Origin of the sequence: Agromyces agglutinans (assembly GCF_009647605.1) — a bacterium.
Taxonomy (GTDB): domain Bacteria; phylum Actinomycetota; class Actinomycetes; order Actinomycetales; family Microbacteriaceae; genus Agromyces; species Agromyces agglutinans.
On sequence record NZ_WJIF01000006.1, the window covers coordinates 159200 to 176187 of the forward strand.

Genomic DNA, 16988 nt, shown 5'->3' on the forward strand with positions numbered 1-16988 from the left:
GAGGGCGGATCGGATACTCTGAGCGCGGGCGCCGCTTCGGGGAGCGGGCGGGCCCGGGGGGATGCACTTGCGAGGATTGCTTCGACGCATCGGGGCGTTGCTGGCCATCGGGGCGATGGTGGGAACGATGACAGCAGTGCTGTCCACTGGTACGGCCCCGCCGTCCGCCAGGGCTCTCAGCGGCGCCGATTTCGATCCCGGCAACATCATCAGCGACGGCAACTTCTACAACGGTTCAGCGATGTCGGAGGCGGAGATCCAGCGATTCCTGGAGAGCGTCGTCGGATCCTGCGCGAATTCGAACTGCCTCGCCGCGTACCGAGCGGACACGCCGACACGGACGTGGTCCTTCGGCACCTGCGGCACCTACCACGGAGCGCCCGCTGAATCGGCGGCCCGGATCATCTTCAAGGTCCAGCAGGCCTGCAACCTCAGCGCGAAGGTCATCTTGGTCACGCTCCAAAAGGAGCAGAGTCTCCTGACGAATCGTGCGCCATCGGATGGCGTGATGCGGAAGGCCATGGGATACGGATGCCCGGATACGGCGGCGTGCGACTCCACTTACTACGGCTTCTTCAACCAGGTGTTCGCCGCGGGTCGCCAATTGACGTGGTACGGAAACCCGGGGGGTTCGTTCACCTACATCAAGGTGGGGGCATACAACTGGATTCGCTACAAGCCTGATGCATCGTGCGGCTCCAAGAGTGTTCTCGTGAAGAACCGGGCGACCGCAGCCCTCTACTACTACACGCCGTACACCCCGAACGATGCGGCTCTCGCCAACCTCGGTGGCACCGGCGACGACTGCAGCGCCTACGGCAACCGCAACTTCTGGGTCTTCTACAACAACTGGTTCGGCCCCTCTGCCGGCCCCGACGGCCGGACGTTGATCGCCGCGGAGTACAGTGCGCAGGGCGGGCCGGGCGGCCACCTCGGCCAGCCGATCACCGAGGTCGTGGTCATCCCGCAGAACGGCGGAGGGCTGGGCCAGGCGTTCCAGAACGGCTCCATCTACTGGACGCCGGCGACGGGAGCGCTGACCGTGCGGGCCGGGCCCCTGCGTGATTACTACTTCCAACTCGGCGGCGCGGCCGGGCCCATGGGATGGCCCATGCTGAACCAGCAGTCGATCCCTGACAACGGTGGCGGTCTCGGTCAACTCTTCACAGGAGGATCGCTCTACTCGTCGCCCGCGGGAACGTTCCTCGTCAAGGATCCCATCCGCGGCGGCTATTTCGAGCAGAACGGCGCCGCCGGACCCATGGGTTGGCCCGTCGCCGACCAGACGTGCGGCCTCCCCCTGGGTGCCTGCGGCCAGCGCTTCGCAGCCGGCGAGGTCTTGTGGACTCCGGCCGGTGGCGCCCACTCGATCTGGGGCGCGATCCGTGCGGGGTTCGTCAAGGCAGGTGGGATCGGCGGCGCATGGGGCGCTCCGACGAGTGCACTTGTCACGCTCGGGGGCGGTGCGGGGGTGGGGCAGGCCTTCGCTCGCGGCTCCGCATACGCGACGGGTTCGATCGCGTACTTCGTGGACGGGGCCATCCGGGACCTGTACTTCGCTCACGGAGGGGCGACCGGCAGACTCGGGTTCCCGACGAATGCGGAGTCGTGCCGCGCTGACGGCACGTGCGTTCAGGAGTTCCAGTTCGGGGTGATCACCGCGCCACCGACCGGCCCGGCGAGAATAGCAGCGCCGGACATCGACGCCCAGCATGCTGCATTGGGAGGCGCGACTGGCGTCCTCGGACGCCCCTCCGGACTGATGGTGTACTACCCGTACGGCGGCGGAGGGCTGGCACAGGGCTATACCGGAGGGGCGATCTTCCGGAAGAACGGACTCGGTGCCTTCGGAGTCTTCGGCCCGGTCCGGGACGGGTACTTCGCCAACAACGGTGCTGCCGGTCCGCTCGGATGGCCGACCGGCCAAATCGTCTGCGGCACTCCGGTCGGTGCTTGCTCGCAGACGTTCGAAGGCGGCGTCGTCCTCTCGAACAGTGCAACGGGTGCGTTCGCGGTCCGGGGAGCGATCCTCGAGGCCTACGCGCAGTCCGGCAGTGGTGGCGGCACCTGGGGCTGGCCGGTCACGCACACCGTTCCCCTACCCGGCGGCTGGGGGCAGGCCTTCACCGCCGGTTCCGCGTACGCGTTCGGGAATGAATCGGCCATCTTCGTCTCCGGCGCCATCCGAGACACCTACTTCCGCGTCGGAGGCGCGACGGGCCCGCTCGGCTTTCCGGTGACGACCGCGGCCTGCGGTCTGCCTGGTGCCGGATGCGAACAGGCCTTCCAGAACGGATCCGTCTACTGGAGCCGAGCCACCGGCGCCCACTCCGTCACTGGGCAGTTTCTCGTGGCGTACCGCGTTGCGGGCGGGCCCCTCGGCGCATGGGGCTACCCGCTGACATCGGAGGTAGCGCTTCCGTACCGTGGTGGCGGGACAGGTCAGGCCTTCCAGGGTGCGTCGATCTACGCTTCCACCTCGACCGGAGCGCAGTCAGTCGCCGAGCCCATCCGTGCCCATTATTTCGCGCAGGCAGGCGCGGCTGGACCGCTGGGCTTTCCGACCGGCCCGGTTTCGTGCTCCCCGAACGGTTGCGCGCAGTCGTTCCAGGGTGGCGCCATCAGAACGGACGCGTACGGAGCGCTCCTTCCCTGACCTCCCACGGTCTGTTGCTACGCTTGGGCCGGAGCGCCGGATGGCGATGCCCCAGATACGTTCGTGAGTCAATGAGAATCGCAGTCGTCAACAACTTCTACCCGCCGCGACCCGGCGGTTCCGCACACCTTTCGCAGCATCTGGCTCGGGCGTATGCGGCCCGCGGACACGAAGTCCTCGTGCTGACCGCGACCTACGCTGATGCCCCGGTCGAGGAGGTGGTGGACGGCGTGCGGATCATCCGAATTCCTGCGTGGACCCTGCCCAAATCCCGTTTCGCGGCGAATTTTGACATCGGGTTCACCAGTTCGCCGAAGGCGAAGCGTCGCGTCTTCTCGGTACTCGACGAGTTCGCACCCGACGTGGTCCACCAGCATGGCCAGTTCTTCGATCTCACCTGGCTTTCGGGGTGGTGGGCCCGGAGGCGACGCATTCCCACGCTGCTCAGCATCCATACTCGTCTCGAGAGCCCCCTGAGCCGATTCAACTCGTTCATCTACGCGATGGCCGACCGCCTGCTCGTCGTGCCGATGATGCGTATCCATCGCCCTCGGCTGGTGGTGATGGACATCCTCATGGACCGGTACATCGACCGCCGGTATCGAAGGGTCATCAGCGGGAAGGTCGCCATCCCCGTCGGAATCGATCCGGAGGTCCTCAGGGGTGGTGACGCAGATATCGCGCGTCGAAAGCTCGGGGTGGCCGACTCTCCGATCATCCTCTCCATCGGTCACGTGATTCCGCAGCGAAGCCGCATCGCGCTGGTCAACGCACTTCCGCAGGTGCTCGCACGCTTCCCGAACGCGGTCGTCGTCGTCATCGGCGGTGTCTACCACGACGAGTTCCTGCGGATTGCTGAACAGCTGGGCGTCCGCGATGCCATCATCGCCCTCGGTGCCCAACCACAGGCGTCGATCCCCGACTACTTGGCGGCTGCGGACCTCGAGGTGCACGAGCTCGAGGGAAGCGGTTTCGGCACGGCGAGCCTTGAGGCGCTCGCGGTCGGCATACCGGTGGTCGCGGCAATCGAGTCCGACAATTTCTTGGATCTACGGATCGCAGACGGTCGCGAGCTCTACATCACTCCGCCCCTCGGCCCCGCCGATCCGCGTGCCGATCCCGCAGCTCTCGCGGACGTGCTCATCCGCATCCTCGAGGATCCGGTCGCCGCTCGTGCGGCCGTCGCCGACAACGCAAAGCGGTTCATCGACGACCACTTCACCATCGACGCCGTCGCGACCCGCCATCTCGACGTGCTGCGCGAGATGACCGAGGCGCGTCAAGATCCGCGCAGAGTGCGAGCGGGAAACTAACGCGTCGTCGTGCGAGCCGGGTTCCCGAGCACCTGGGAACCGGCCTCCACGTCGCGGAACACCACGCTTCCGATACCGACTCTGGCGCCCGCGCCGACACGCACCCGGTCGATCAACATTGCGCCCGGCCCGATCCAGACATCATCCGCGATGTGTGTACTTCCAGCGAGGACCGCGCCCGCAGCGACGAACACGCGCTCGCCGAGCTGGCTCCCGTGGGCGATCATCACGTTGCAATCGAGTCGCGAGTCGGCGCCCACGATGGTGTGCCGCCGCTGGAAGCCGCGGCCGACTACCGTCAGCGAACCCACCTCGACACCCGCCCCGATCCTGGTCTCACCGTCGTGGACGACGGAAAGCACACCGCGCGAGGTTCGCTTGTGCTCGAAGCCGCTCGTGCCGATCACCGCACCGGCGCGGATGACGGCACCCTCCTCGATTCGCGACGATGCGAGAATTGTGGCGTTCGCCTCCACGACGACCCTCGCAGCGATCTCCACACCATGAGGGTCGACATGCGCGGTCGGATGTACGGAAGCGTCGTGCGCGATCGTTGTCGCGGGCGCCGCTTCCGATGCAGAGGCGGCGAGATGATTATGCAGTGTGTAGAAGTGCCATCGCGGATCGTTCACGACCACGATCTGGACGTGGTCGGCAACCTTCTGACGCACGCCAGCCTCGATCTCCGGGGCGACGAGGAGCACCGCGAGCGACGGGTTCGCCGCGGCGCCCTCGAGGAATCGGAGGTCGTCGAGGAAGCTGAGAATCGAACGACCCGGATCGTTCCCGGCGAGGTCGAGCGACTCGACGGCGAACTCCGTCCTGGACTCGGTGCCGGTAGCGAGCAGGAAGTCGTTCTCGGTGATCATCGTCCGATTCTAGGTCGGAAGGAATTCGGCGCGGACGAGGTATTCTCGTAGGCGTTGTTCCGCGGGGCCGGCCCGCGGCGATGGAATCCCATTTACCCCGACGGAGGCCTACGTGCTCAGCAGCACCGATCTCAAGAAACTGATCGACGACGCCCTCGGAGGCGAGACCCCGGTGGGGCGCCCTTCCGATCGAGATTGGGACTCACTCGACCAACTCGAGATCACCACGCACCTTCACGACGAGCTCGGCGACCGTGTGAACGAGATCGAAGGGCTGAATTCCTTCGAGACGTTCGATCAGCTGGTCTCGATCCTCCGGGCGGAGGGATTCGTTGAGTAGACGGTGGGTGTATGGTCCGGCGAAGGCACTCGGGAGCGTCGAAGTCGATGTAGCCGAGTTGCTCGAAGCCCACGGCCCGGTTCGCCCTGGCTTCCTGGAGAAGACCGGTTTCCGCAAGCTCTACGCGACGGCAGACGACGAGTCCGCGGTCGACCTTGGAACCGACGCGGCGCGATCCCTCGATCCGGAGTGGTGGGTGCCGGTCGTGGACGGACTGATCCATGTCTCGTCGACGGGCAGCCTCGTCGCACCGGGAAACGCGCACCTCCTGCACGAGCGGCTCGGCCTGCCGCGAGAGATCTTCCTGCTCGACGTCAACGACGCGTGCACCGGTTTCGTCCGTTCGCTCGTCGTCGCCGACGCCCTCATCGAGTCCGGAGCGGTCTCGACGGTCATGATCGTCGCGGCGGACACGTATACGAAGCTCTACGACGACAGTGAGCTCAAGGTGTCGCCGCTCTTCTCAGACGGCGCGAGCGCGTTGATCCTCAGCGGGCAGCCGCTGGCCGATGTTCCGGAACACGTCCCGGCCTACGAATGGGAGATTCTCGCGACATCGTTCCTCTCTGAAGGTGTCCATGCCGGTGAGTTGTGCATCACGCACGACCGGGATCGGGCTTCCGGTCACCTCACCATGAACGGCGGCGCGGTGTTCAACTTCGTCCTCCGCAATCTCGGGGGCGTTCTGACCCGACTCCGCGATGACGCCGGTATCGAGGAGGAAATCGAGATCGACTGGTACGTGCATCAGGGATCGCGGGCGGTCGTGAACGCCGTGGAAAAGGCGCTCGGGGCGGCGCCCGATGCACTTTTCCGGTCTTCCGAGTATGGCAACGTCGTCCAGAGTTCGATTCCGTTCCAACTGGCGGATGCCCCCGCTTCGGCGGAGACCATCGGTCTCGTCGGCTTCGGCGTCGGCCTCACCATGGCGGGAGCACTCGTCCGCCAGGTGCGAATCTGACGCTCCCCACGAACTGAAGACGGTTCCCGGCGCCTGGCGTCGGGAACCGTCCGGGTTTCTCGGCCCTCACGCGCTGTGGCGCAGTTCGCGCGAGCTCCTGGTACGCACCGCGAGGTCGGCGAGCGGGGTGCCGAATTCGAATGCGCCGGTTCCGGACGCGGAGACGAGGTCGGCGAGGAACGTCGCCGCACCCGGGCCGCGGTGGAGGTAGTCGATGGCATCCGACGCGCGGGCACGCCGAACGTCCCCCCCGTGGAAGCTTCGGAGCGCGTGGTAGTTGACGGGCGTGGCGCTGTTGAGCGCTACGTGGATGGGGTGAAGATCGACGATGGTCAGTTCGTCGAGGCTGTCTCGCTCGGCGAGGAAGGCGTGACCATCCCAGCGCGGGGCGGGTGCGAAGAACTCGAGGTCGTCCTCCCAGACGTACGGCGCGCGGGCGAGTGATCGCCCGTGGTCGAGTGGAAGCTCCGAGACCGTTACGTCCGTCAGGTCGCGCACGTACAGGCTCGAGTCGAGGACCACGGGGCTGTGATCCACGACCGCTTGCAGGATAGGCGTGGATTGCACGAGGCAGTGCGTTCGCATCGTGAGAGCTTCCGGCACAATACGCATGCATTCCGCGATCACCGAGACCGGGTCGGCGCCGTGGCTCGACCCCGGCTGGAAATTCGGGTGAATGCCAAGGTCAACCAGGTCGGGGTGGCGGCGCAGTTCATCCAGCATGTCGCTCTCGTGCGTGATGAACCACGTCGAACGGACGCCACCCTCGAGAAGAGTGTCGAGTAGGCCGTGCATCGCCCAGTCGGGCGCCCAATCTACGTCGATCGTCACGAAGACCTCATGCACTGTGCTCAACCTCCCGGTTCGCGCCGTTCCGATTCGGCCACAAAGCGGGCCCACCGTAGAATAGCCGCTGGCGCCTGAGGAATTGCGATATGACTCGCGCTGTTGGCGTCCAGGCTGCGATTCGTCGCATCTCAGGCGCTGGCGCGGCCGTTGATAGGCTGTCCCGACGCCATCGTTCGGACGCTGATCAGCGGGCGGAATCGGGTAACGATCCCTCGTCGAATCGACGGCCGCCGCCGTGTTACTTCCGGATCTGTGTCGATGGGTCCGTGACGAGAGGAAGAGATGAGCTCCACGGACCCGACGAAGAGCGCGGGCCTGCCCGAGTACCCGTTCGAAGAGGACAGTTCGCGTGAAGCGAATCCCACTCGGCGAGGCCTGCATCGAATCGGCGTGGCGGTGAGCCGGCGCGGAAACTTGCTCTCCGCCATCGTGGCCTCCCTGATCGTGGCCTTCTACGGTGTGTCCCTGGCCATCGTCGCTGTGGACGGCCACCCCATGTCATGGCTGGACGAGCACGTCCACTTCGATACAGCGGTGAAGCTCCATGACGGCCGACTCTCGTACCAGGGTGCGCTCTACGAGCAAGAGGTCATCGACGAGTGGACCTGTGGCGTCGGCCATCAAGCCGGTCCCCTCGAACACGGCTGCGGCGATGCCCGGCTGGATTCATCCGACATCACCTCGGGCACCTACACCACCGGTTACATTCACTACCCCACGTACTTCCTCGGCGCTGAGGCCTTTCGCGCCATCGTCGGCAGTCACGGGCCGTACGGTATCGACACCTATCGCCTGTTCAGTGCCGTCCTGATGACTCTCGGCGTTGCGGCATGCGGTGTTTTCGCATGGTTCCTCGGTCAGAAGCGGCTGGGTCTCATCGCCGCGGTGGCCGTGCCGTCAGCGGCGACCAGCATGACCGTGATGGGTGAGATGGTCACGCCGAATTCGACGACGCTGCTTGCGGGAGCCCTCATCGCAGGTACCGGCCTGCTCTGGATAAAGCGGGGAAAGGGCTTCGTCTGGCTGGCACTCGCTGCCGCGTTCGCCTCGGTGAACGTCGTCATCGCATCCCTACCGGTGGCCGCCTTCCTCTTCCTCATCGCGTGGGAACTCGTCTTCCGTCGCCGACGCCCGTCGCCATCAGGCCCGGGTTGTATCACCGCACGGTGGTGGCAACTGCTCGTGCTCGGGGCGATCGTCGTCCTTCCCGTCTTCATCTGGGGTCGGTACATCGCGGCAACGGCCACGCGGACTGCTGCCGAAGTCTACGGTCCCTACCAGATGAGCGGGTGGCGCAACGTCGCTGTTGGGGCGGTTCAGGAGTTGACCTCCCTGCACACGCCATGGACCGAATGGTCGGCAGGGCTCATCGCCGGACCGACGACGCTCGCCGTCATCGGCCGCATCGCCGCGGCTGGGGTTCCCGTTGCGATCACCATCCTCGTATTCGGCGCCCTCGTCTGCGCCCTCCTGCGGATGGACCTGACTGGAGGCCCGCGGGTCGGTGGGCGCGGGCCGTGGACGAACATTCATACGACCGCGCTCGGGGCGATCATCGCCATCATCACGTATCCGGTTGCGTTGCGAATCTCGAACGCCCTCACGTACGGGGTCGACTACCCCGTCGTGGCGCGCTACTCGATCACCTTCGCGCCGATCCTGGTCTTGCTCGTGCTGTTGCTCGCGCCGAGTCGTGGCTACCGCGCGCTTCTGATCGTCGTCGGGCTCATCGGGACGTTGGGCGCGGTCGCGGTCTGGATCTGATGGTGTGAGGTACGCGACTGGTCGACGCCTGGGGCCGCTGTACGCAACTCCGCGGTTCATCGCCAGTGCAGAGCAGCCCCACGAGCCACTGCACCCGTCCCGGGCGCGATGCACGACCACCCGTCCCGGGCGCGATGCGTGACCAGCCCGCCTCGACGGTCAGGGCCGCGGGAATCCGGCTCGGTTGTCGGGCTCGAGTCCGGCCAGGCGGCAGATGTGCGCTGCGATCTCGAGCGACGCGGTCGCGGCAGGCGACGGCGCGTTCAGCACGTGGACCTGGTGCGGCGCCTGCTCGATCAGGAAATCATCGACCAGCGTGCCGTCACGACGAATCGCCTGCGCACGCACGCCGGCATCGGCGCGAACGAGGTCGGCCTTGTCGATCGCCGGCACGAGTCGAGCCAAGCTCGCAGCGAACACGTCCTTCGACAGTGATCGACGGATCTCCGCCATGCCGACGGCGATGTTCTTCGAGGCCATCCGCAGGAACCCGGGATAGGTCAGATCGCCGAGCGCCTCGGAGAGGCGGATGTCCCGCCAGGTGTAGCCTTCGCGCGCGAGCGCGGTGACGGCGTTCGGGCCGGCGTGCACAGAACCGTCCATCATGCGCGTCAAGTGCACGCCGAGGAAGGGAAGGCCGGGATCGGGAACAGGGTAGATGAGCCCCTGCACGAGGTCGCGGCGCTCCGGGACGAGTTCGTAGTACTCGCCGCGGAACGGGATGATCCTGGCCGAGGGGACAAGCCCCGCCATTCGCGCCACTTTGTCGCTGAGAAGCCCCGCACAGTTCACGAGCAGATCTCCCGAGTATTCGGCATCGGAAGTCGCGACAACGACACCCCCGGGCCGCGATGTGACACTCACGACCTCGGCGGAGGTGTGGAGATCACCGCCGCGTTCGGCGACGAGTTCAGCAAGTCGACGGCAGACCGCGGCGTAATCGATGATCCCGGTGGACTCGATGCGGAGCGCTCCGACCGCAGCGACATGCGGTTCGTACGCTCGGGCGCCGTCCGCGTCCAACACTCGGAAGGGAACGCCGTTCGCCTCTGAGCGGCGCTCGAGTTCCCGAAGCGCGGGCAATTCCCGTTCCGACGTCGCCGCGATCAGTTTGCCGGTGTTCAGCCATGGGATGCCCTGCTCGGTTGCGAAGGCCTTCATCGAGCGGTTGCCTGCCGCGCAGAGGCTCGCCTTCAGGGATCCGGGTTTGTAGTACGGTCCGGCGTGGATCACTCCCGAGTTGCGCCCCGTCTGGTGCACCGCCCAGTCCGGCTCCTTCTCGAGCACCGTGACCTGGTTGCCGAGCCGGGAGGCCCGCTCCGCGACGGCGAGGCCGACGATTCCGCCGCCGATGATGATGACGTGCGTGGACATGATCCTCCGGGTCCGGCCGGCGAGAGGTCGGGGGCACGGCCTCGGCTACTATAGACGAGGCCCGCCGCCCATGGTCGTGGCCGTCTACGAGAGAGGTTCAGATTGGCCGATACGATCGCCCTCGGGCAGCCCACGGTCGGCGATGAGGAGCTCGACGCCATTCGCGCCGTATTCGACTCCGGCTGGCTCTCGGGCGCAGGGCCAACCTGTCAATCCTTCGAGGCGCGGTTCGCAGCGGAGGTATCCGGCACGGACCATGCACTCGCGACCAGCAACTGCGGCTCGGCCCTTCACCTGGGTCTCTCCGTCCTCGGTGCGGGCCCCGGCGACGAGGTCGTCGTCGGCGACTACACCTTCCCTGCGACAGGGCATTCGGTCGCTTGGACGGGTGCGAAGCCGGTGTTCGCCGACATCCGTCCCGACATCTGGAGTGCTGACCCGGCGTCCGTCGAGGCGGCCATCACGCCTCGCACTGTCGGCATCATCGCGGTCGACGTCTTCGGTCAGCCTGCCGACTACGACGAGCTCCGCGCGATCGCTGACCGGCACGGCCTCTGGTTGATGGAGGACGCGGCGTGCTCCGCCGGGGCGACCTACAAGGGGCGCCAGGCGGGAAGCCTCGCGGATATCGCGACGTTCAGCTTCCATGGCCGCAAAGGCATCACCGCCGGCGAGGGAGGGGCGCTCACGACGAACGACGCAGACCTTGCCGCGCACGCGCGCAAGTTGCACACGTATGGCATCGCGCCGGCCATTTCGCGTGAGGGCAGTACCGACCTGCCATTGCCCGTCTTCGACGAAGCGGGCTACAACTACCGCATGTCCGACTTGGCGGCGGGCGTCATGCTCGCCCAGCTCGACCGACTCCAGACGCTGCTCGCGAATCGACGCCGCGTCGCGGCGTGGTACGGGGAACTTCTTGCCGCTGTCGAGCAGGTGGCCGCGCCCGTCGCTCTCGACGACCGAGAGCACCCGTGGCAATCGTATGTGGTGACCCTCGCCCCCGAGGTCGACCGTGGTGCTGTCGCCGGCTACCTCCGCCAGCACGGCGTACAGTGCAACTTCGGGACGTATGCGTCGCACCTCCAGCCTGTGTACGGGTTCGAGGGGAGCTTGCCGGTCTCGGCAGACCTCTTCCATCGGCACCTGGCGATCCCCATGCACGCGAACCTCACTCAGAGCGAGGTCGAGCGGGTAGTCGCGACGCTGAAGGACGCACTGACCGCTGCCCGCAGCAACTGACGCGCTGGAAACCCCGAACCCGATCAAGTAAGGAAACACCTGTGACTGACAAGAAGGTCTTCGTCGTCGGCGGAGCCGGATTCATCGGACTGCACGTCGTCGAGCAGCTGCTCGACGAGGGATGGAATGTCCGCATCTTCGACAACATGGTGCGCGGTGACCGTGACCGGGCCAACGAGCTCGTGAAGACCGGGCGAGTGGACGTCGTCGACCAGGACACCCGCAACGGCGCTGCCGTGTATGCCGCGATGAAGGGCCATGACTACGTCATCCACCTCGCGGCGGACTCGATCAATAAGAGCGTGGCCGACCCGTACTCTTCGGTCGACATCAACATCGTCGGCTCGCACAACGTGTTCGCCGCAGCCGCCGACCTGGGTGTCAAGCGCATCGTCGCGGCATCCAGCGCATCGGTGTACGGCGACCCCGAGAAATTGCCCATGCACGAGGACGACAAGCTCAACCCGCTCACGCCGTACTGCATCGGCAAGCGCACGAACGAGGACCTCCTGGGCTACTACGGGCGCAGCAAGGGTCTCAGCTGGATCGCACTGCGATTCTTCAACGTCTACGGCGAGGGCCAGAAGACCACGGCCTACTACACCTCGGTGATCAATCACTTCGTCAACCGGCTGAAGAACGGCGAGCCCCCGGTGATCGACGGAGAGGGCAAGCAATCGATGGACTTCATCCACGTGAAGGACATCGCTCGCGCGGTCGTCCTCTCCTTGACCTCGGAGCAGGCGAACGTGCCGATCAACGTCGGTACGGGCATTGACACCACCGTCGCTGAACTCGCAGAAATCCTGATCGATGCGGTCGGTGTCGATGTGAAGCCGCAGTTCAACCCGCGGCCCGTTCTGGTGACGCGCCGTGCGGCGGACATCACACGAGCACGCGATGTGCTCGGCTTCGAGGCGAGTATTCCAGTGCGCGATGGAATGACCGCGCTCGTGCGAAACGCCTGACCATGACGACTGGGCTCCCCGAGAACGCGTACAACCCGAACGCATGGATCGTCGGGGAGCCCATCGTCGGCCCGGGCACGTGGATCGGCGCGTTCACAGTGATCGATGGTTCCGGTGGGCTGCGCATCGGCGAGGGCTGCGACATCTCGTCCGGCGTCCACATCTACACGCATTCGAGCGCCCTGCGCTGCGTCTCGGGGCGAGCGTATCCCGAAGTCGATCGACGACCCGTCACCATCGGCGACCGGGTATTCATCGGTGCGAACGCCGTCATCAATATGGGCGTCACGATCGGAGACGGCGCGATCATCGGCGCCGGGGCCGTGGTAACGAAGGATGTCGCGGCGAAGACCGTGGTCGCAGGCGTTCCCGCGCGGGTGATCGGCCTGGTGGACCTGACCGACCCGGCCGTTCCGTCCATCCATCCGATGGACGACGATGCTCCACGGTGAGCACGACCACGATCTGATCGATGTCGTTCGACTCAGGACGGCGGGGTGACTTCGAAGATTCGGAACTCGCCAGTCCCGCCTTCGATAGTCCGTACCGACCGCAAACATTCCTGATCGATGTCGTCCATTGCGACGACGTACCGAATGTGCCTCTGCGCGACGGCATTGCACGAATCGAACGTGGCAATCACCACATCCGGTCCGGCGGCGGTCACGACAGTCTCACCCGCCGCCGGCGTCCATGCCACAAGCCCGAGGCGGTCCCACGCGTCTCGATATTGAGCCTCCGGATCGATCATCCGCCACATCTCAGGCGTCGGTGACGACTGGTAACCCGAGAGTGCAGGTACCCCGGTTTCCGTCAGCATGGCGATCGCGGGATCCCCCATCGCTATCCAGCGCCCCGGAGCAGCCTCCTGGATCTCGGTCACGGCCTGGGCGACGGGAGTGTCTCGAAGGTCGAACACGCCGGCTCGAAGCGGATTCACGCCGACGCCGGTCACGACCGACCCGATGAGCAGTGCAGCGACCCCCAAACGCGGGCGGGCGAGGAGGAAGGCGCCGATCGAGACGAGTACCGCGCCGAGTCCGAGGATCCACTCGCGATCAGTGTGGATGATCGGCGAGCCGGCGCTCACGAGGCGCTGAACGAGGAAACCGTAGACGACGACTGCCAGCCCCGCCGTGGTGAGCACGATTGGCCAAGGAAAGCGCCGCCGAGGAGCTAGCGCGGGAAGTGTACGGGTGATGAATACGGCGAGCATGACGAAGCTCAGCAGTCCAATGCCGATTCGCATCCGAGGCACGGTCGTGCGATCGAGGAAGACGAGTCTTGCCACGGCGTCCCACCCCGGCACCGTGTAGAACGCCAGGAATAGCAGCGCGACTACGAGCGTCGAGCCAGCGATCCAGTCACTGCCGCGGAGACCGCGTTCGCGAACCGAACGCATCCAGCCCCACGCGATCGGCACGGCGAGGAATAGCCCCACGAGCACGAACGTGGATGCTTCCGACTCATTCGCACCGAGGATGCCTCCCTTGGCCTCTGCCATGCCGGTGGAAAACGGTGCTGCCAGCAGCGCCGTGGAATCCGCGATCGTGCCTGCGCCCGTGGCTTGGATTCGTTCCCCGGGATAGCGGGTGCCGAGGAATTGCTGCACTGATTCCAGACGCGTGAACAACCAGATTGCGAGCACTCCGATGGCCGAAGCTGCGGCAGCCGCAAGCGGCAAGAGACGTCGGATCCGGACGCGGAGGGGCGAGTCGATCGCCGTCACGACCACACCGACGCAGAACGCGATGGCCACCAGGGCGCACGGCACGATGAACGGCACGTAGATGAGCATGCCGACAGCGACGGTGAGGTAAGCGACGATGGCTGCGAGAACCAGGCCAGCGCGCGGACGCGACCCTCTGGTGAGCCAGACGCAAGCGGTCATCACGCAGAACGCCCAGGCCGGCGTCAATGACGTTGCCGAGAGATGCCACCACTGGATGAAGGGCGACAAGTAGAAGCTGATCGCGAGCGCCATCGCCATGACCGGGCGCTCCCGCATCAAGGTCAGGAAGAACGCGTAGGCGGCGCAGAGTAGGACGGCCGGCGGTAGCCACCACTTCAGAGCCATCGCGGCATCGAGCGGCAGGAATGAGAAGCCGACGAGTTCCGGCCGGAACACGACCGACCAGTCCAGCGAAGGCAGATCATGCTGGATGGTCGTGTTCATTCCCCCCGGGAGGACCGGGTTCACGACCGGGAGGCCGAGTTGGACCTGAGAGATCGTCCACACCGTCTGGACGTACCACTCGTCGCTGCGCACGGGGCGAGGCTCGCCTGCGATGGCGGAAGGGTCAGCGCCGTCGTAGAAGACCGGCCAGAGTACTCCCGACGAACTGCCGGTGATGCCAAGGAATGTCAGTACCGCGAGCAGGAGCGCGATCACGGCCATCGGCCAGAGGAGGACTCCATACCGAGGTAGCCCGTCGGCGGGTGCCTCCAAGTAGGTCGTCCATCCAGCCACGCGCCGGCCCACGTCGAACCGTCGCCGGGACGTCATTGTTCGACGTTGGCGGACGAGGCGCTCTTCAGCGATTCGACGATCCGGTGAGCCGGAAGAAGCGAGGCTCGTTCCGCATCCGCGTCCACGCGTCCTTCGATCAGGCCCACGAAGTGCTCGAGCTGGGCAGCGAGCGGTTCGCGGGCTGTCACCAACTCGGGGATTTCGATGACGGTCTGTTGTCGGTACCCGCGCCCTTCGGTGTCTGCGGCCTGGTCCGAGACGTGCCGGTATACGGTCACATCGCGGCGCAGCAGGTCGATTTCGATGAGCTTGTCGAGGTCATGAACGCTCATCGTCCGGATCTTGCGTTGCCCGACGCGACTTGCGGACACATGCGCGACTCGGCCGCCGTCGAATGTGAGGATGGCTTCTGCCACGTCCTCAGCGCCCGGAACGGACATCGGGTGGAACTGCCCCAGGGCGCCGGTGATGGCGCTCGGGTCGCCGCCGAGGAACCTGCTGGCGAGATCGACGTCGTGCACCAGCAGATCCCAGCCGACTCCGGTTCGAATGCGCGGAGCATACGGCGAATGCCGCGTCGCGGTGATGAACTTCGGATCGTCGACGAGGGCCTTCGCCGTCATGACCGCCGGATTGAATCTCTCGAGGAGACCGCACATCAGGGGCACCTGCCGCTGCGCGGCGAGATCGAGAACGGCGATCGTCTTCTCGAGGCTGTCGGCGACGGGCTTCTCGACGAGCAGCGGCTTGTCGGCTTCGAGCACCGATCTGGCGAGGTCGAAGTGGGCTTCCGTGGACGCCGCGATGACAACGGCGTCGACGGTGTCGATGCGCGAGAGATCAGGGGCCCAGTCCGACCCGTAGCGGTCTGCGACAGCGCGGCCGACGTCTTCACGTCCGTCGACGATCACGGCGAGGTCCGCTTCGGCGGACTGCGCGATCACACGTGCGTGGAGCGAACCCATCGAACCGGCGCCGATGAGCATGATACGGGGCACTGCCATGTTCAGGCAGCTCCGATGACGTCGGCGACCGTCTCGACGATCTGGTCGAGATCGGAGTCGGTCAGGTGGGTATGGACCGGAAGGGAGACGACTTCGGTCACGATCCGTTCGGCGACGGGATACTCCTCGATGATGACGTCGTGGCGGTTGCGGTAGGGCTCGTAGTCGAACACGAGCTTCGGATAGTACACGCCGCATCCGATTCCGCGCTCGCCGAGCTTCGCAACGAACTCGTCGCGCTCGATGCCGGCCTCACGAGTCACGCGGACGGTGAACTGGTGCCAGACATGTCGACGGCCCTCGAGTTGTCGAGGCGGGATGATGCCCGGGACGGCGGCCAGACCTGCTGCAAGCCTGGTGGCGTTCGCGTGCCGCTTGACGACGACGTCGTCGTATCCGGAGAGCTGGGGAAGGCCGACCGCAGCCTGCAGATCGGTCATGCGCCAATTGTTGCCGGCGACCTCGTACTGGTACCTGGCGCGCATGCCCTGGTTGCGCAGCACGCGGAGTCGGTCTGCAAGCACGTCGTCGTCGGTCGTGACGATGCCGCCCTCACCGGTCGTGAGGTTCTTGGTCGCGTAGAACGAGAAGGAACCGAGGCCGAACGTGCCCGCGCCGCGACCCCGGTAGGTTGCGCCGTGCGCCTGCGCCGCGTCTTCGACGATCGCGAGGCCGTGCTCGGAGGCGATCGCCGTGATCCCGTCCATGTCGGCTGTCTGGCCGTAGAGGTGGACGGGCATGAGGACACGCGTTCGATCGCCGACCGTCGATCGAACGGAGGCGGCGGTGATGTTGAAGTCATCGTCCGAGATGTCCGCGAAGCGTGCCGTTGCGCCGGCAGCGAGGATCGCGTTCAGCGTCGCAACGAACGTGAACGGACTGGTGATGACTTCGTCGCCGGGTTCCAGGTCGAGCACAGCCAATGAGGCGATCAGCGAGGTCGTGCCGTTGTTGACGGCTACGGCGTGCTTCGCCCCGACGAGGTCCGCGAATCTCCTCTCGAACTCGGCGACTCGCGGGCCTTGGGCGATGCCGCCTGACCTGAGGGTCTCGAGGACGAGGCGTTCGACCTCGGGTCCGAGTTCGACGACGGTGATTGGTATCATGAAGCCTGTTTCTCCGGTGGCAGCGTCCATGGGCGTCGATGCGCCCCGAACATTCTATGGGCGTCTGCGGTG

The 16988-nt window shown here is 65.9% G+C and carries 12 protein-coding genes and 2 pseudogenes; 8 read left to right on the top strand and 6 right to left on the bottom strand.

Annotated features, from left to right (window positions below):
• Window positions 1–127 precede the first annotated feature (127 nt).
• Together GE115_RS11850 and GE115_RS11855 are read left to right on the top strand one after the other, a co-directional pair.
• Complete coding sequence (locus GE115_RS11850) at window positions 128–2656, top strand: hypothetical protein (protein ID WP_153684995.1); 2529 nt, start codon at window positions 128–130, stop codon at window positions 2654–2656.
• A gap of 71 nt (window positions 2657–2727) precedes the next feature.
• On the top strand, window positions 2728–3969 hold the full coding sequence (locus tag GE115_RS11855; RefSeq protein ID WP_153684996.1) for a glycosyltransferase family 4 protein: 1242 nt from the start codon (window positions 2728–2730) through the stop codon (window positions 3967–3969).
• Here GE115_RS11855 and GE115_RS11860 read toward each other — a convergent pair.
• Entirely contained in the window at window positions 3966–4838 is an 873-nt protein-coding gene (locus tag GE115_RS11860) for an LbetaH domain-containing protein (RefSeq protein WP_153684997.1), read from the bottom strand. The genes GE115_RS11855 and GE115_RS11860 overlap by 4 nt on opposite strands.
• A 112-nt stretch (window positions 4839–4950) precedes the next feature.
• Between GE115_RS11860 and GE115_RS11865 the strand changes: the two genes are divergently transcribed.
• Entirely contained in the window at window positions 4951–5178 is a 228-nt protein-coding gene (locus GE115_RS11865) for a hypothetical protein (protein WP_153684998.1), read from the top strand.
• 7 nt (window positions 5179–5185) lie between these two features.
• Window positions 5186–6139 carry a 3-oxoacyl-ACP synthase III family protein gene (locus GE115_RS11870; protein WP_172979874.1) on the top strand — a complete coding sequence of 318 codons (954 nt, stop codon included), beginning with the start codon at window positions 5186–5188 and terminating at the stop codon, window positions 6137–6139.
• 66 nt (window positions 6140–6205) lie between these two features.
• Here GE115_RS11870 and GE115_RS11875 read toward each other — a convergent pair whose 3' ends face one another.
• A complete protein-coding gene (locus GE115_RS11875) occupies window positions 6206–6985 on the bottom strand; it encodes a polysaccharide deacetylase WbmS family protein (RefSeq protein WP_153685000.1) in 780 nt (259 codons plus the stop codon).
• Between the two features lie 285 nt (window positions 6986–7270).
• Here GE115_RS11875 and GE115_RS11880 point away from each other — a divergent pair, with 285 nt between their 5' ends.
• Entirely contained in the window at window positions 7271–8752 is a 1482-nt protein-coding gene (locus GE115_RS11880; RefSeq protein WP_153685001.1) for a glycosyltransferase family protein, read from the top strand.
• A 159-nt stretch (window positions 8753–8911) separates the two neighbouring features.
• Here GE115_RS11880 and lhgD read toward each other — a convergent pair.
• Window positions 8912–10138, bottom strand: a pseudogene (gene lhgD / locus GE115_RS11885) (L-2-hydroxyglutarate dehydrogenase); the annotation flags it as partial.
• Window positions 10139–10228: 90 nt separating this feature from the next.
• Here lhgD and GE115_RS11890 point away from each other — a divergent pair.
• The 3 genes and pseudogenes from GE115_RS11890 to GE115_RS19360 all read left to right on the top strand — a co-directional run.
• On the top strand, window positions 10229–11368 hold the full coding sequence (locus tag GE115_RS11890) for a DegT/DnrJ/EryC1/StrS family aminotransferase (RefSeq protein WP_153685003.1): 1140 nt from the start codon (window positions 10229–10231) through the stop codon (window positions 11366–11368).
• 41 nt (window positions 11369–11409) lie between these two features.
• A complete protein-coding gene (locus GE115_RS11895; protein ID WP_312855114.1) occupies window positions 11410–12336 on the top strand; it encodes an NAD-dependent epimerase/dehydratase family protein in 927 nt (308 codons plus the stop codon).
• A 227-nt stretch (window positions 12337–12563) separates the two neighbouring features.
• A pseudogene (locus tag GE115_RS19360) lies at window positions 12564–12716 on the top strand (DapH/DapD/GlmU-related protein); the annotation flags it as partial.
• Window positions 12717–12820: 104 nt separating this feature from the next.
• Here the strand turns inward: GE115_RS19360 and GE115_RS11905 are convergent.
• The 3 genes from GE115_RS11905 to GE115_RS11915 all read right to left on the bottom strand — a co-directional run bounded on the left by GE115_RS11905 (window position 12821) and on the right by GE115_RS11915 (window position 16916).
• Complete coding sequence (locus tag GE115_RS11905; protein ID WP_153685005.1) at window positions 12821–14734, bottom strand: DUF7657 domain-containing protein; 1914 nt, start codon at window positions 14732–14734, stop codon at window positions 12821–12823.
• Window positions 14735–14838: 104 nt separating this feature from the next.
• Window positions 14839–15810, bottom strand: coding sequence for a Gfo/Idh/MocA family protein (locus GE115_RS11910; protein WP_153685006.1), 972 nt, complete (start codon window positions 15808–15810; stop codon window positions 14839–14841).
• 2 nt (window positions 15811–15812) lie between these two features.
• Entirely contained in the window at window positions 15813–16916 is a 1104-nt protein-coding gene (locus tag GE115_RS11915; RefSeq protein WP_153685007.1) for a DegT/DnrJ/EryC1/StrS family aminotransferase, read from the bottom strand.
• Window positions 16917–16988 lie beyond the last annotated feature (72 nt).

Bases quoted from the DNA above. Each gene is read 5' to 3' on its own strand.
- GE115_RS11915 (WP_153685007.1), bottom strand. From the start codon at position 16,916: ATGATACCAATCACCGTCGTCGAACTCGGACCCGAGGTCGAACGCCTC.
- GE115_RS11905 (WP_153685005.1), bottom strand. From the start codon at position 14,734: ATGGCCGTGATCGCGCTCCTGCTCGCGGTACTGACATTCCTTGGCATC.
- GE115_RS11910 (WP_153685006.1), bottom strand. From the start codon at position 15,810: ATGGCAGTGCCCCGTATCATGCTCATCGGCGCCGGTTCGATGGGTTCG.
- GE115_RS11855 (WP_153684996.1), top strand. From the start codon at position 2,728: ATGAGAATCGCAGTCGTCAACAACTTCTACCCGCCGCGACCCGGCGGT.
- GE115_RS11880 (WP_153685001.1), top strand. From the start codon at position 7,271: ATGAGCTCCACGGACCCGACGAAGAGCGCGGGCCTGCCCGAGTACCCG.
- GE115_RS11860 (WP_153684997.1), bottom strand. From the start codon at position 4,838: ATGATCACCGAGAACGACTTCCTGCTCGCTACCGGCACCGAGTCCAGG.
- GE115_RS11850 (WP_153684995.1), top strand. From the start codon at position 128: ATGACAGCAGTGCTGTCCACTGGTACGGCCCCGCCGTCCGCCAGGGCT.